Below are 13,721 nucleotides of genomic sequence, written 5' to 3' on the forward strand. Positions count from 1 at the left end.
ATTGGTATTATCCCTCTGATGCGGACCGTAGGTTAGTTCGACGCGGTTACTATTTAAACGCTTAGTTACGCCTTGTTATTACAGTTCACTGCAAGTAATAACAAGGTGAAGGCGTGATAAATCATATTCGCTATCACATTGCACTTTCTCTATAATCAGCATCGCTTAGGTGCCCTTTTCCCTCGGATTAGCGACGGCGACAAGGGTTAAACGGGAAATCAGTGAAACGCTGATGCTGCCCCCGCAACGGTAAACTCAACGCTATGTCGTTTTCTTTTCAAACGCCACTGTCTTTGTAAGTGCTAGCGCAATACTGCGTTAGTAAACATTAATTGATGGGAAGGCAAAAGAACTATCACTTATAAAGTGCTGGTGAGTAAGCCCGGATACCGGCCTGTGCTTCATGGTGTTGTTTACTTATTGTGACTTAATAATCAGTAAACAAAGCACTTCCCTTAAACATGTGCTCGGGCGGAGTACATCAAAGATATTATAAATAATCATGCGTACACATTTTAATCACGCAGCGCTTAGTGCTGCGGTTCTCTCGTGCTTTAGCACACCTGCTTTTTCTCAAACCCTAGATCAAAGTATTGAAACACTTACGGTAACGGGTACCCGGTTACCAATTCCGATAGCAACGCTTCCCAGCTCTGTTTCTGTACTAACCGAAAGCGACATTAAAGCGTCAGGTGCACTGCAGCTGACTGACCTCATCCGCGGTCTGCCGGGTGTAAGCTTAGCCCAGTCAGGCAGTCCGGGCGGCCTGACTGAAGTGCGCGTCCGCGGTGGCGAAACTAATCATCTACTTATTTTAATTGATGGTGTTGTTTCTAACGATGTAGGTCAAGGTAGTCTTGTTGACCTGGCACACCTTACCAGCGCGAATGTGGTGCGCATTGAACTGCTGCGTGGCCCTCAAAGTGCACGCTGGGGTAGTGGTGCTATTGGTGGCGTACTGAGTATCACCACCAAGTCTGGCCAATTTGCTGCGAACACGTCTCACGTGGATTTCTCTGCGGCAGCGGGCACGCAAGGAACACTACAAGGCAGTATGAATGCTCGTTCTCAAAGTGAAAATGTTGGAATATCCGCTTATGCCAGCTATATCAAAACTGATGGAGACAATGTGTCTCGCGTTGGCAATGAAGATGACGGCTATGACAATATGACCGCTGGCATTAACCTCAACTATGCCGCCACGTCTGAACATACTATCATCGCAAATGTGCGTACCGTAGACTATGAAAACGACTACGACGGCACTGACTTTGCTACCACTGGACTCCCCACTGACACCGACAATGTGACTGATGGGTCACAACTTAGCGCCAAACTGCGCTGGGAGTTTACTCCTGAGCATTCGCCATACCGCTCTGCATTAAGTGCCCATTACCGCAAAGACGAGAACGACAATACTGAGTTAGGCGCTGAAGCAGGGGGCACAACTGGCGAGCGCATTGAGTTGAATTGGACAAGCTTTTACACCATTAAAAACTGGGACTTTGCTGGGGGCATTGAATATCTTCAACGACTCTTCGACCAGCGCGGTCCCATCAATTTTGGCGATCCTAATCAAAAGCAGCACGATAATACATATAGTGTTTTTGCTGAATCGAACGGTCAATTAACTCAGTATTTAACCGCTACGCTAAGCGCTCGATACGACAACAACAGTGAATTCGATAATGCGGTCAGCTATCGCGGTGGATTGAGCTGGCAATTAAATAACCATTACACTCTGTTTACCAGCTATGGAAGTGCGGTTAAAACGCCCACTTTCACAGAGCGCTTTGGCTTCTTTCCTGCCAGTTTTATTGGAAATCCGAACCTAGAGCCCGAAACTAGCGAAGAATGGGAAGTAGGTGTTAAAGCAAACTGGAAAACAATAACCGGGCAAGTTAGCGTTTACACGGCTGATTTAGAAGATGAAATTAACGGTTTCGTTTTCGTTCCAGAAGCAGGCGCATTCAGTGCTGACAACATAGACGGAGGCAGTACCCGAGAAGGTGTAGACTTGGAAATTAACTGGAACAGTGGCTACGGACACATCACGGCGGCATACAGCTACTTAGATGCAGAGCAAACTGATAATGGTATTACCACGAGGGAACTTCGCCGGGCGAAGCACCAAGGCTCACTTACTTACAATACAGATTTTGGCACCGAAAAATTCAGCTTCTATACTAAGTTCGCGTATACAGGTACTCATTACGATACCTTCTTTCCGCCGTTTCCAGAACCATCACAGACGTTAGCGCTGTCAGCCTATACTCTCGCTACCGTCAATCTTGGCTACCAAATTGATGACAAATGGCAGGTTTCGCTCAAATTCGATAATGTTTTTGATACCGACTATGAAGATATTGTGGGCTATGCAGGACAAGAACGCCGAGCATTAATATCGGTTAACTACAGCATGTAACAAACTGAGAGATTAGTTAAAAAGGCTATATCTAAAGGTATAGCCTTTTTACACAGGCTTCTTTACAGCGTTCACTATTTAAAAACGTGTGCACCGTACAACACTAAGCCCAAGTATCCGCCCCCTTCCCTCCTATAACGGGGTGCACACCTGATTCATGTTTCATTCACATTGATACTTTTACACTTATTTAAGTAAACGCACAGCTTATCGTCTTGAACCGGCCCTTAATTAAGCATTTTGGCGATGGTTACTTAAGACTTTATACTTCGTCGCTTTGGTCACTCTAGAGTTTTGAATCCCATTTTTTGGTGAGCTTATCGCGTATAAGGGGTTGAAGAACAACAGAACCTAGTTAAGCGAACAATGCTGTGATAATCTCATCGCAGAATAATAGTTTTAAATATAGGATCTTATTCCATGAAAAAGTTTGCAGTAATGTTTGTCATGGCAATGCTTTTGCCATTAACGGCCTGTGCCCAAGAAACCGCGTCTAAATGGAAAGAAGGCACGCATTATAAAGTGCTTGATAAAGAAGCCACAGATAAGCCAGTTATTACTGAGTACTTCTCTTTTTGGTGTCCACATTGCTTCCAATTTGAACCTATCGTTGCGCAAATTAAAGAAAAGAAAAGCGACGGCACCAAGTTCAATAAAGTGCACGTGAACTTCATGCGCTTCACCGGGCCAGAAGTTCAAGACGATGCCACAAAAGCTATGCTTATTGCTCGCGCTATGAAGCAAGAAGACGCGATGAACGGTGCTATTTTTAACTATATTCACAAACAGCGCGCCTCTGTAACCGGCCTTAAAGACCTTCGTAACATCTTCGTAGTAAACGGCGTGGATGGTGAAGAATTCGATAAAATGGCGAAAAGTTTTGGTGTGAATAGCATGTTGCGTAAGAATCAGCAGCAAATCGATGAGTATCGTGAGCACCTAACCGGTGTACCAAGCTTCATTATTAACGGTAAATATCAGCCAACTTTTACCTCTGATATGACCTTCGATGATATCGCTGATCTAATTGTGTGGTTATCTGAACAGAAGTAGTTGCCCTAAAGCAATCATCTCCACGTTACACCTCTACATTACAAAATGGGCGCTCAGGCGCCCATTTTCACGCCTAGGAGCTCCCGAATGTATGCAGTAAGCGACCTTGCTGATTTCATCTGTGAACTTGACCAATTAAAAGCGGTAAAGCGCCAGATCACCCTTCCCTGCGATAATTATCGTCAAGAAAACTCAGCAGAACACACCTGGCATGTTGCGTTGATGGCAAGTATGCTGAGCGAATATGCCGCCAAGACTATTGATGTTACCCGTGTTATTCGCATGATTCTTATTCACGACATCGTAGAAATTGATGCTGGCGACATGTTCGCTTTTAACCACCAGAGCGACCATGACGCACAAGCTGAAAAAGAATTGGCAGCGGCTAAACGGATATTTGGCTTACTTCCAAGTCCACTGGATAATGAAATGCTTCAGTTATGGCTTGAGTTTGAAGCAGCCGAAACCGCCGATGCAGAGTTTGCTAAAGCAATGGACCGGGTGCTACCTGTTTTTCAAAACATGAAAGACAATGGGGGAAGCTGGAAACGCCATTCAATTGCAAGAGAGAAGATTGAAAAGCGTAATGCCCATTTAAAATCTTGCGCACCAGCGCTGTGGGACTACGTATTGCAGCAGCTAGATACTGCCGTTGAAAAAGGTTGGCTAAGTCAATAATGACTAAGCCAACCTAAATTTGATGTAGCTATTTCGCTATGTGGTATCTAAAAATAGATTCACCCTGCGATTAAAAGCGGGTACCAACCCACATCCAAAAGCGATTTGCGTCTACTTTTATCTCGCCCGCGTCGTAGGTGCCGTACTTGATACCGAAATTGTACTTACCCGCAAATTTCTTGGTGTATTGAACATTGAATTCGCTACCCAAATCGTCAACGCCATTGCTGCTATCGTCTGCAGAAAAGTCATGATAAGCCAATAGCCATTTCCCCCCCGCTAAGCCTCCAGAAAGTGAAAACTTAAGGTCTTTCAACCCTTGGGCAGGCGTACCCAAAAACTGATCGGTCCATCCGTTAAATTTGTGCAGAGTAGCAAGGGGCGTTGCAAATCCGTACATGCCATCGTCTGAGCCTAAAATTTCGTAATCCACTTTAGCCGTTATGCCAGAGAATGTGGCAGCTAAATATGCATTAAGATAAGACGCATCAAAGTCGGTGGCAGTTTCACCCGCACCGGCTTCGCTCGACTGAGTTGCAAATTCCCCCCCGTAAGCCCAACTAACGTTATCGCCTTTCATTTTACCATCGTAGCTTACACCATAAGTATCTAGTGCGTTGTCAGTATCATTATCAACTTCTAACAAATAAGCATAGGCCACAAATTTACCTATCTTAGATGTATAGGTTGCGTGAAGGATGTGGTCTTTTGAATCAAGATCAGCAGCCTCTGCAAAGATACGATTGCGCTTGTACAAATAGCTGTAGAAAAGCGCTAGATTGTCGGTTGCCGCATATTTAGCACTTACGGCGTCGAAGGTCTGACGGTCTTGTCTCCAGCCAACGTGGCCAACAAATCTGTGGTCATCTAGCGTAATCACTTGGCGACCTACTTTGGCAGTGAACTTATCCGTTTTATATTGAATAAAAGCCTGGTCAACCTCCGTTGTTTCAGGGTCGGCAATCACCGAGTATTCACCTACATTAAATCCCGTAGGCCCGACGGTAAACTCATCCTGCCCCAGTACAATGCGGCTATCTTCAACCTCGGCGGTAAATGAGAAACCATTAACACTTCCTGAGCTAAAGCCTAAACGGGTACGTAAGGTCAGCGCGCTTGCATCTTCTAGCGCATTGTCTTGATCTACGGCCTCATAACGCAAATTAAGGTCAGCCCATGCCTTTGAGTCGCTCAGAGCGGCGTGGATATCAGCAGCCATGGCGCTGCCGCCTAATACTGTCATAACAGATGCTGCTAGCACGTTAATGCTTAATTTTTGTAACGTGTTCATGTGTATTCCCTATCGGTTTTGTTTTTTATTAGTCAACACTTGCCCAGCCAGCATAAAAATGCCGGTTGAAAAGTGAAATTCATGGGTTGTGGGCGTTGAAGCTACCGCCCTTATCAGATGCCGATATTGCTAGGCAGCATCTGATTTTTTAGTGTCTTTTTTTTCAGATGTCACCCCGCTGGGTTTTGATGTTCCGTTGTTAGTACGTGAAGTAACGGTTTCAACCTTTTTCTGCTTGTCGTAAAGGAAGGTTAAGACCTCATGTCGGTAGTGGTTATATTGTTTGTTGTCTGCAAGCGCTAATCGGTCACGGGGGCGAGCCAACTCAATATCTAGAATTTCACCAATGGTGGCGGCGGGCCCATTGTTCATCATTACGATGCGATCAGATAGCAACACGGCCTCATCCACGTCATGGGTAATCATGATGACGGTATTACCCAAATCAGCATGAATTTCCATTAAAGAGTCTTGAAGGTGAGCGCGCGTTAATGCGTCTAGCGCGCCGAACGGTTCATCCATCAATAACACTTTAGGCTCCATAGCCAGCGCACGGGCAATGCCCACTCGCTGTTTCATCCCCCCAGAGATTTCACTGGGCAATTTGTCGAGGGCGTGGGTCATGTGCACAAGTTCTAAGTTATGCATGATCCAGTCACGCATCTCGTTTTTACTCTTGCCTCGCATGGTCGATTTAACCGCCAGCTCAACATTCTTGTATACCGTAAGCCAAGGTAATAAAGAGTGATTTTGAAATACTACGGCGCGCTCTGGTCCAGGCTGCTTTACTTCAGCACCGTCTAAAATTACGCCACCAGAAGTCGCTTGGTGTAAACCCGCGATAATATTCAGCACAGTCGATTTTCCGCAGCCAGAGTGACCAATTAGTGATACGAATTCACCTTTACTGATTTTAAGATTTACATCTTGAAGCGCAGTAAAGGGGCCCTTTGGAGTTGGGAAGTCGATACCTACCTGCTCTAACTCTAGGTGTTTAGTGTGCATAAATTTCTCCTCAAAATTAGCGTAATACGCTCGACTTATCCCAGCTTACCGCACGCTGAATTGATAACATTAAACGGTCCAGTACAAAGCCGATGGCACCAATAGTTAATACTGCCACCATTATTCGGGCTAAAGATTCAGAACTACCGTTTTGAAACTCATCCCAGACAAACTTTCCTAACCCTGGGTTTTGGGCAAGCATTTCCGCTGCTATGAGTACCATCCAACCAATACCAAGCGATAGTCGAAGCCCAGTGAAAATCATTGGGATTGAAGATGGCAATACTATTTTCGTAAGGTGAGAGAAAGGCGTTAGACGCAGCACTTTGCTCACGTTGATAAGATCTTTTTCAATATTTGAAACCCCTACGGCAGTGTTAATAAGGGTTGGCCATAGACAACAAAGCGAGACCGTAAAAGCAGAAGTAACAAATGACTTTGAAAACGCTGGGTCATCACTGACATAAAGCGCACTTACTACCATAGTGACTAGTGGTAACCATGCTAGTGGCGAAACGGGTTTGAATAACTGAATAAGCGGGTTTATTGCCGTGTAGGCTGATTTACTTAAACCACACAAAATTCCCAATGGGACTGCGACTACTGATGCAATAAAAAATCCAACCATAACGGTGTAGAGGCTGGTCCAAATTTGATCGAAGAAAGTGGGTGCACCGGTAAAGTCTCGTACCTTCGGCTCATAAGTAGGGTCTTGCGCCACACGAGCTGCATTTCGTTCCTCTTGGCGTTGATAGAACGCGCCTGCCTTTTCACGCTGGGCGACATGCTCGTCGACTAGTGTCCCCGCTTGCTCAAACACTTGTGAAGGGCCCGGGAATTGGCCTAACGACGTATCGATACTTTTTGCAACCCCATTCCAAATGACCAGAAACATCAGCAAGCCGATTACAGGCAGCAACAACGCAGGCGTGGATTGATATAAGCGACTCAATAGAGAGTTCGCGTTTGACGGCGATGATGGAAGGCGAAGAATAGTTGTCATCTTGCTCATTGCTTGCTCCTGATATTTAATGTGCGCTATTGCGCTTTGGATGCCCCGCCTTAACCATTGGATGGACGGGGCTACATTACGAAACACTTACAGAACAGTGTCGCCTTTAAGACCAATATCAAATTGCTCTAAGTAAGCGTTAGGCTTGCTTCCATCAAACGTTACGCCATCAATAAACTCGCTCTGAGGCGGCTTATAACCCGTTTCCGTTTTAAACTCAGGGAAATCAGAAGCCTTTGCCTTACCCTCAGCGATAAGTGCTTTAGCAGCTTGGGCATAAACTTCTGGCTTGTAGACTTTTTTGGCCGTTTCTTTGTACCAGTCGTCAGACTTAGCTTCTGAAATTTGTCCCCAGCGGCGCATTTGTGTGAGATACCAAATTGCATCACTGTAGTAGGGGTAAGTGGCGTTGTAGCGGAAGAATACATTGAAGTCTGGCACGTCACGCTTGTCGCCTTTTTCGTATTCGAAGGTGCCCGTCATGCTGTTAGCCAGTACGTCTTCGTCTGCGCCAACGTAGTTGCTTTTAGCAAGAATTTTTACTGCTTCAGGACGGTTAGCGTTGTCGTTTTCATCCAACCACATTGCTGCACGAATTAAGGCTTTTACCACACGTATGTGAGTATTTGGATACTTGTCAGCCCAACCTTGGCTTACACCAAACACTTTTTCAGGGTTGTTTTTCCAGATTTCATAATCAGTAATTACAGGTACACCAATGCCTTTAAATACCGCTTGCTGGTTCCATGGCTCACCCACGCAGTATCCATAAATAGTACCCGCCTCCATTGTCGCTGGCATCTGTGGTGGTGGTGTGACAGACAATAGCGCTTGTGCATCGATTTGGCCTGCGGTATCACCTTTGTGAGGGGCGTAGTAACCTGGGTGAATGCCACCTGCCGCTAGCCAATAACGTAGCTCGTAGTTGTGGGTAGAAACAGGAAATACCATGCCCATATTGAAAGGTTTACCGGCATTGCGGTATTCATCAACGACCGGTTTAAGATAATCAGCTTTTATTGGGTGTACAGGCTTACCATCTTCCTGTGGAATGTGCGCCTTCATTTTCTCCCAAATCTCGTTTGATACAGTAATGCCATTGCCGTTTAGGTCCATGCTAAACGCAGTAACTACATGAGATTCCGTACCGAATCCAATAGTCGCGCCAATTGGTTGACCGGCAAGCATGTGAGCGCCATCTAGCTGGCCATCAATAACCCGATCTAGCAGCACTTTCCAGTTAGCTTGCGCTTCTAATGTGACGTAAAGCCCTTCATCTTCGAAAAAGCCTTTTTCATACGCCACAGCAAGCGGTGCCATATCTGTCAGTTTAATAAAACCGAATTTCAGCTCTTCTTTCTCTGGCCATCCTACTGCGGGCGCTTGTGCTGAAACAGATGTTGAAAATGTTGCTACAGAAACGACAAGTGCAGCACAAACGTTTGCGCCCACCGCTCTAAAGCGTTTTAGTAATGATGTTGTCTTTAACCCAGTCATACGTGTTCCTCGTAGCCAAAAAAAAACCCACCAGCTATAGACATTTACATGTCTAGCACGGTGGGCTTCGTTGCCGTGTTAGTAACATCGGAGTAATTACTAACGCATCAAGTTGTTATTGGTAAGTCAGGAATTCCCGCTCACACACCTCATCTTAAAGGGAGGTTATATAAAAGCTTTAGCTTAATAAAACCGTCTTTTTTATTGTTATTATCATTTGCCATAAATGTAGGAGAAGTTGGAGCTTCCCTACTACTCTCCACTGATTCCCAATAATTTTTCTTATTCACACTATGGAAAATGTTTTGCATTCACGATGCCTAAGCAGCCGTGTCGCATTCGCTGCCTTATACGGCACCGTTATTTTGCACGTTTAGGTTTGCAGTCAACGTGCCAAAATTTTAAAGCTTTGATAATTATATAAATAGTTTAAAATAAGCGCGCGTAGTTACAATACAATGAGAGGTTTGGTGCACCAAAACGGGGGAGGTGTTCAACCGTGGTGCGATTAAATAAGCACCACAATTGAATAAATCTGAATGGATAGATGAGCTCAATACGAGAGGTAGGCGCTCTGTTCTACAGACGTTTAGTAAATTGTCCGATGGCGTTAACCACCTCATTGGCCCCGCCTTGGATCTCTTCCATTGCCTGGCCGGATTGCGTTGAGTATTCAAGTGCTTCACGAGCTTTTTCTTGCCCAGCCTCAATTAACTGAACCGCATTCTCCGTGAGCTTTCTGTTCTCAACCACCACGTTTACTATTTCTTCAGTTGCACTACTTGTCCGTGAAGCCAATTGTCTAACCTCGTCGGCAACGACGGCAAACCCTCTACCTTGATCACCCGCACGTGCAGCCTCAATAGCCGCGTTCAGCGCAAGTAAATTGGTTTGGTCAGCAATCCCGCTAATACTTTTGACCAAATCAGCCACTTTCTGAGATTGCTCATCGAGGTCTTTAATGCCTTCGCTAGCATTACCCATCTGCGTCGTAAGTTCATTCATTGCTTTCACTGTAGCATTAAGTACTTCGTTACCTTTGCGCGCCTGCTCTCCCGTCTCTTGGGATATATTAAACGCCACGTTTGCCGCTTCAGAAATGGCGAATTCTCTCTGCATTTGTTCGGTAATGACAGTAGCAAACTTAACCACTTTATAAAGGTTTCCGTCTTCATTTCTGATAGGGTTATACGACGCTTCTAACCAAACTTCGTTTCCCCTACTATCAATTCGTTTAAACCTTCCGGACTCTAATTTCCCTGCGGCTAGATCGCGCCAGAAATGTTTATACTCTTCGGAATTAGCTTCTTCTTCTGTACAAAAAATCCTATGATGCTTACCTTCTATCTGCTCTATCGAGTAGCCCATACCTCTAAGAAAGTTTTCGTTCGCTGTTATTATCGTTCCATCTAAATTAAACTCAATAACTGCGGATGAGCGGTGAAGTGCAGCAATCATATCGCGCAATTCGTTGCTTTGAGTGATGTTTCGCGTTTGCTCTGCCATGTAGAAAGCAATATATTTTACATTTCCATACGCATCATCAACGGGCTGCACAATACCTCGCACCCACATTTCTTGCCCTTTTGCATCTTGAAAGCTGACCGCAACGTGCCAATGGCGATGCGTTTTTATAGCACCAAGCATATCCTGTGCAGCGGGCTTTTTGAGCGCATTTTGACTCATTATACTTTCAAGAGACTTTCCCTCTAATTCTGCGACTGAGTAGCCAGTAGCCTGAACACATAAATCGTTAATTGCGCTAACTCTACCGTCAGGTTTTAACTCGACATAAAGCATTTCTTCGCGAAGTTCTTCCTGAACAGTGTGGTATGTCTCAATTTCCTTCTGCAAACGTGAGTTCTCTGCTAGCAACTCTTTATTTTTGAAAAACATTCTGTGCTCCTGATAAACTAAGCTTCTCTCACTGCTCAGCCCTCAAACCCTTTGCGCTCCCCAAATTAAAGTAAGATATGGTATTACACAATTAGTGATGATTAGTGCCTGAAGCGATAAGCTATTTTTGTTTTTGATTAAAGATAGCAGAGGAAAGAAAAATTTTTAGAAACTAACGAAAATAAAATAAAGTAAAAGCGTTGAAGCATTTTTTTGTAATAAAAGCCTCTTTTCTTTGAAATCAGAGGCGGTAAGTTTCAAGCTTGCAATGGTCTTCGACTACGGAGGCGATGTATATACGCAGCAGTTCCGTCCACTCGATTTGGCGTCGTACAAGGCTTTATTAGCAGCATTCAGAATTGCTGTGAGCGCTCAACTATCGTTTTTAGCAAATTCAACCGTTGCAACGCCTAAACTGACAGTAATTACGGATGAAACCGGGACTGCTTTAGACGCGCTTCGTATTCAACGAGTTGCTCGTTTAACTCTGCGTCAGCCTCTATTCTTCTAACGGCTGTTCCGTATACGACGTTGCTAACCACCCAGCATTTTTCATGAAACCAGCTACGACAGCGGTGCCCTGCTGTGTAAGTACCATACTATTAGGATGACGCGTAGTTTCGAGCATATTTTTCTCGTCCAAGCGACTGTCTGTTATAAAAGCGACATCAATGATGCGTTTGTTTAACATGGTATTTATATTCGCATAACACCGTTTTAGGAAACCTTGTTCATACTATTAACACGTATAGCAACGATTAAGTCAATGCGACGATTGACTATTTTTCCTCGATCAAGAGGGTTTTACGCCCCCCGCGGTTAAGCTTCTATTTAGTAGGCAGCTAACACAGACTATCTGACCAATACTCGGGACGTGTGATCTTTGATGGAGTTAAACGGATATTGTACCGAACGGTTAAAACGGCGTTGAACTTTTATCGCGCTGTGCCCAAAGCTGCCTTGCCTGCGACAAGGCATCTGCGACATCACACTTTTGTAGCAGTACTAGATAGCTGGCAAGTGTACTCAAAACGGCTTGTTCACCGTAAAGGCTACTCGCGTTCCCCGTCCACACATCAAGCATGTCGTTAACGTTCATGTCTTTGTCTTTAAGTGCCCATTTGTCGGCAATCACCGGCATTATTACTTCATCAGTCCTGCCATTTCGAGTAATGAACAGTTCGGTTTCTCGCTCGCCGTTGACTTCAGGGTCTCCGCCATCGCCACGAAAGCAAAGCGCGTCGTTAGATGGGTAATTTTCGTTAACGCGACAGTGTTTGTGGTCAAGGTGCATATGATAAACGCCCTGTACGCAAAATTGTGCAGCGGTGGGATTCAACAACCTTGCAAGGGTGTTAGCGCAAGAACGCAGGCCAAACACCTCACGAAGCTTAATAATTGTGTCGAGCGCAGGCAGCAAATAAGACAAATCAAGGTAGGTAACGCCTATTTCTGCTAACTGCTGTTTGGCGTCACTAATACTGCTAACTTCAGGCAGGCCCAATTGAGGTAACGCTATACTTGCATAAAGGCGCCCTGACCCCGGCTCATGAGCACCGTGAAGCATAACCGAGTAACCATTGTTGGCTAGAACCGCTACGGCCAATAAGTACCAAGGTAACTGACGGCGTTTTCCGGCATAACACCCAATATCTAACGTGGGGGTGAGGGTTTTAACTTCTGGCTCTATCAGCTCTCTGCATGCATCGACAAAGCCAATAACTTCTTCTGGTGTTTCTTCACGGGTACGCAGCAACATAAGAAATGCGCCGCGTTGATCGCCTGTCACTTCATTGGCCAATACCATTTTCATGGCATGATAAGCTTCATCACGGGTAAGACTGCGCCCCCCTTTTTGACCCTTACCAATAATCTTTATGTACTCGCTAAATGGTTGTTGCATGCTCAGATGAATGTAGTAGAAGTGTATTTACCTGTTGACGAGACTCTACCACCTTTCCAAATATAAGTAACGTGGGCCCCGTTAAATGTGCTGCTTCTACCTTGCTATGAATATCTGCAAGCACGCCAGTAATCACGCGCTGTTGAGGCGAAGTGGCATTTTCAATTGCGGCTACTGGCCATGTGGTTGGCACCTTGTGATGGACCAAGCCTTTGCACAGACCTTCAAGTCGGCTTAACCCCATATAAACTACCATGGTTTGCTTTAACACATTTTGCGCCATGGGAGCCATTTCAGGCCATTGATCTGCATCTTTAAAATGTGCAGTCATAAAACTTACTGACTGAGCACAGCGCCTATCGGTTAAAGGGATACCCGTATAGGCCGACACACCCGATGCCGCTGTAATACCTGGCACAATAGCAAAGGGAATATTGGCATTTGTGAGTGCATCGGTTTCTTCGCAGGTTCTTGCAAATAGGGCTGGGTCACCGCCTTTTAACCGCACGACAATGTGACCGTTGCTTGCCAATTCAACCACGCGCTTACAAATAGCATTTTGGGTAAAGCTATGCTTTTTGCAGCGCTTCCCTACGTACTCTTTCACCACTTTAGAGGGAATTAGCGCGAGAATATCTTCGCTGACTAAGGCATCGAACAGCACGACATCGGCTTGTTGTAACAGACGAAGCGCTTTCAGGGTAAGTAACTCGGCATCGCCAGGGCCAGCACCAACTATGAACACCTGCCCTTGTTTATGACCTTCATTTTGCCTGCTTGCTAACTTCAACCACCTGCCTAAGTACGAATGCTTAGCGGAAGTTTTCGAATTGTCGAAGCACTGGCGTGTCGTCGATGTCGTGGTAGAAATAGCATCGTGATAAAAAAGATTAAACAAAGGTTTCTGCTGTTTGAATAAGGTGCGCAAAAACGGTAACGACCAACTGGATGCAATTGACAT

Annotated in this window: 12 protein-coding genes and 1 riboswitch; of the genes, 4 read left to right on the plus strand and 8 right to left on the minus strand. The window is 45.2% G+C overall.

What is annotated here, in order from left to right; translation table 11 throughout:
- Positions 1–150: 150 nt before the first annotated feature.
- Positions 151–412: riboswitch (cobalamin riboswitch) on the plus strand.
- A 90-nt stretch (positions 413–502) separates the two neighbouring features.
- From GVO62_RS12675 to GVO62_RS12685, 3 genes are all read left to right on the plus strand, one after another.
- A complete protein-coding gene (locus tag GVO62_RS12675) occupies positions 503–2,425 on the plus strand; it encodes a TonB-dependent receptor plug domain-containing protein (RefSeq protein ID WP_159119555.1) in 1,923 nt (640 codons plus the stop codon).
- Positions 2,426–2,845: 420 nt separating this feature from the next.
- Positions 2,846–3,478: a thiol:disulfide interchange protein DsbA/DsbL gene (locus GVO62_RS12680; RefSeq protein ID WP_105930760.1), complete on the plus strand. Its 633-nt coding sequence runs from the start codon at positions 2,846–2,848 to the stop codon at positions 3,476–3,478.
- An 87-nt stretch (positions 3,479–3,565) separates the two neighbouring features.
- Entirely contained in the window at positions 3,566–4,156 is a 591-nt protein-coding gene (locus tag GVO62_RS12685) for an HD domain-containing protein (RefSeq protein WP_159119556.1), read from the plus strand.
- Positions 4,157–4,226: 70 nt separating this feature from the next.
- Here GVO62_RS12685 and GVO62_RS12690 read toward each other — a convergent pair whose 3' ends face one another.
- The 5 genes from GVO62_RS12690 to GVO62_RS12710 form a co-directional block, all read right to left on the minus strand.
- On the minus strand, positions 4,227–5,447 hold the full coding sequence (locus tag GVO62_RS12690; protein WP_159119557.1) for an alginate export family protein: 1,221 nt from the start codon (positions 5,445–5,447) through the stop codon (positions 4,227–4,229).
- A gap of 129 nt (positions 5,448–5,576) precedes the next feature.
- The gene (locus GVO62_RS12695; protein ID WP_159119558.1) at positions 5,577–6,452 is read right to left on the minus strand and encodes an ABC transporter ATP-binding protein; all 876 of its coding nucleotides are present in this window, start codon (positions 6,450–6,452) and stop codon (positions 5,577–5,579) included.
- A 16-nt stretch (positions 6,453–6,468) separates the two neighbouring features.
- Positions 6,469–7,464, minus strand: a complete 996-nt coding sequence (locus GVO62_RS12700) for an ABC transporter permease (protein WP_201282659.1) — start codon at positions 7,462–7,464, stop codon at positions 6,469–6,471.
- Between the two features lie 87 nt (positions 7,465–7,551).
- On the minus strand, positions 7,552–8,961 hold the full coding sequence (locus tag GVO62_RS12705; RefSeq protein WP_159119559.1) for a CmpA/NrtA family ABC transporter substrate-binding protein: 1,410 nt from the start codon (positions 8,959–8,961) through the stop codon (positions 7,552–7,554).
- Positions 8,962–9,540: 579 nt separating this feature from the next.
- A complete protein-coding gene (locus tag GVO62_RS12710) occupies positions 9,541–10,857 on the minus strand; it encodes a methyl-accepting chemotaxis protein (protein WP_159119560.1) in 1,317 nt (438 codons plus the stop codon).
- 235 nt (positions 10,858–11,092) lie between these two features.
- Here GVO62_RS12710 and GVO62_RS19485 point away from each other — a divergent pair, with 235 nt between their 5' ends.
- Positions 11,093–11,368 carry a hypothetical protein gene (locus tag GVO62_RS19485; RefSeq protein ID WP_236547147.1) on the plus strand — a complete coding sequence of 92 codons (276 nt, stop codon included), beginning with the start codon at positions 11,093–11,095 and terminating at the stop codon, positions 11,366–11,368.
- Here GVO62_RS19485 and GVO62_RS19615 read toward each other — a convergent pair.
- The 3 genes from GVO62_RS19615 to cobA form a co-directional block, all read right to left on the minus strand.
- The gene (locus GVO62_RS19615) at positions 11,357–11,485 is read right to left on the minus strand and encodes a hypothetical protein (protein ID WP_268891145.1); all 129 of its coding nucleotides are present in this window, start codon (positions 11,483–11,485) and stop codon (positions 11,357–11,359) included. The genes GVO62_RS19485 and GVO62_RS19615 overlap by 12 nt on opposite strands.
- Before the next feature lie 288 nt (positions 11,486–11,773).
- Positions 11,774–12,760, minus strand: coding sequence for a glycosyl transferase family protein (locus tag GVO62_RS12720; protein ID WP_159119561.1), 987 nt, complete (start codon positions 12,758–12,760; stop codon positions 11,774–11,776).
- Positions 12,744–13,721, minus strand: coding sequence for a uroporphyrinogen-III C-methyltransferase (gene cobA / locus GVO62_RS12725; RefSeq protein WP_159119562.1), 978 nt, complete (start codon positions 13,719–13,721; stop codon positions 12,744–12,746). Before cobA ends, GVO62_RS12720 begins: the two co-directional genes overlap by 17 nt.

The organism is Alteromonas sp. KUL150, from assembly GCF_009811475.1.
Lineage (GTDB): Bacteria > Pseudomonadota > Gammaproteobacteria > Enterobacterales > Alteromonadaceae > Alteromonas > Alteromonas gracilis.

Excerpts from the sequence above, each read along its gene's own strand:
- GVO62_RS12675 (WP_159119555.1), top strand. The coding sequence starts at position 503 with ATGCGTACACATTTTAATCACGCAGCGCTTAGTGCTGCGGTTCTCTCG.
- GVO62_RS12680 (WP_105930760.1), top strand. The coding sequence starts at position 2,846 with ATGAAAAAGTTTGCAGTAATGTTTGTCATGGCAATGCTTTTGCCATTA.
- GVO62_RS12685 (WP_159119556.1), top strand. The coding sequence starts at position 3,566 with ATGTATGCAGTAAGCGACCTTGCTGATTTCATCTGTGAACTTGACCAA.
- GVO62_RS12690 (WP_159119557.1), bottom strand. The coding sequence starts at position 5,447 with ATGAACACGTTACAAAAATTAAGCATTAACGTGCTAGCAGCATCTGTT.
- GVO62_RS12695 (WP_159119558.1), bottom strand. The coding sequence starts at position 6,452 with ATGCACACTAAACACCTAGAGTTAGAGCAGGTAGGTATCGACTTCCCA.
- GVO62_RS12700 (WP_201282659.1), bottom strand. The coding sequence starts at position 7,464 with ATGAGCAAGATGACAACTATTCTTCGCCTTCCATCATCGCCGTCAAAC.
- GVO62_RS12705 (WP_159119559.1), bottom strand. The coding sequence starts at position 8,961 with ATGACTGGGTTAAAGACAACATCATTACTAAAACGCTTTAGAGCGGTG.
- GVO62_RS12710 (WP_159119560.1), bottom strand. The coding sequence starts at position 10,857 with ATGTTTTTCAAAAATAAAGAGTTGCTAGCAGAGAACTCACGTTTGCAG.
- GVO62_RS19615 (WP_268891145.1), bottom strand. The coding sequence starts at position 11,485 with ATGCTCGAAACTACGCGTCATCCTAATAGTATGGTACTTACACAGCAG.
- GVO62_RS12720 (WP_159119561.1), bottom strand. The coding sequence starts at position 12,760 with ATGCAACAACCATTTAGCGAGTACATAAAGATTATTGGTAAGGGTCAA.
- cobA (WP_159119562.1), bottom strand. The coding sequence starts at position 13,721 with ATGTCAATTGCATCCAGTTGGTCGTTACCGTTTTTGCGCACCTTATTC.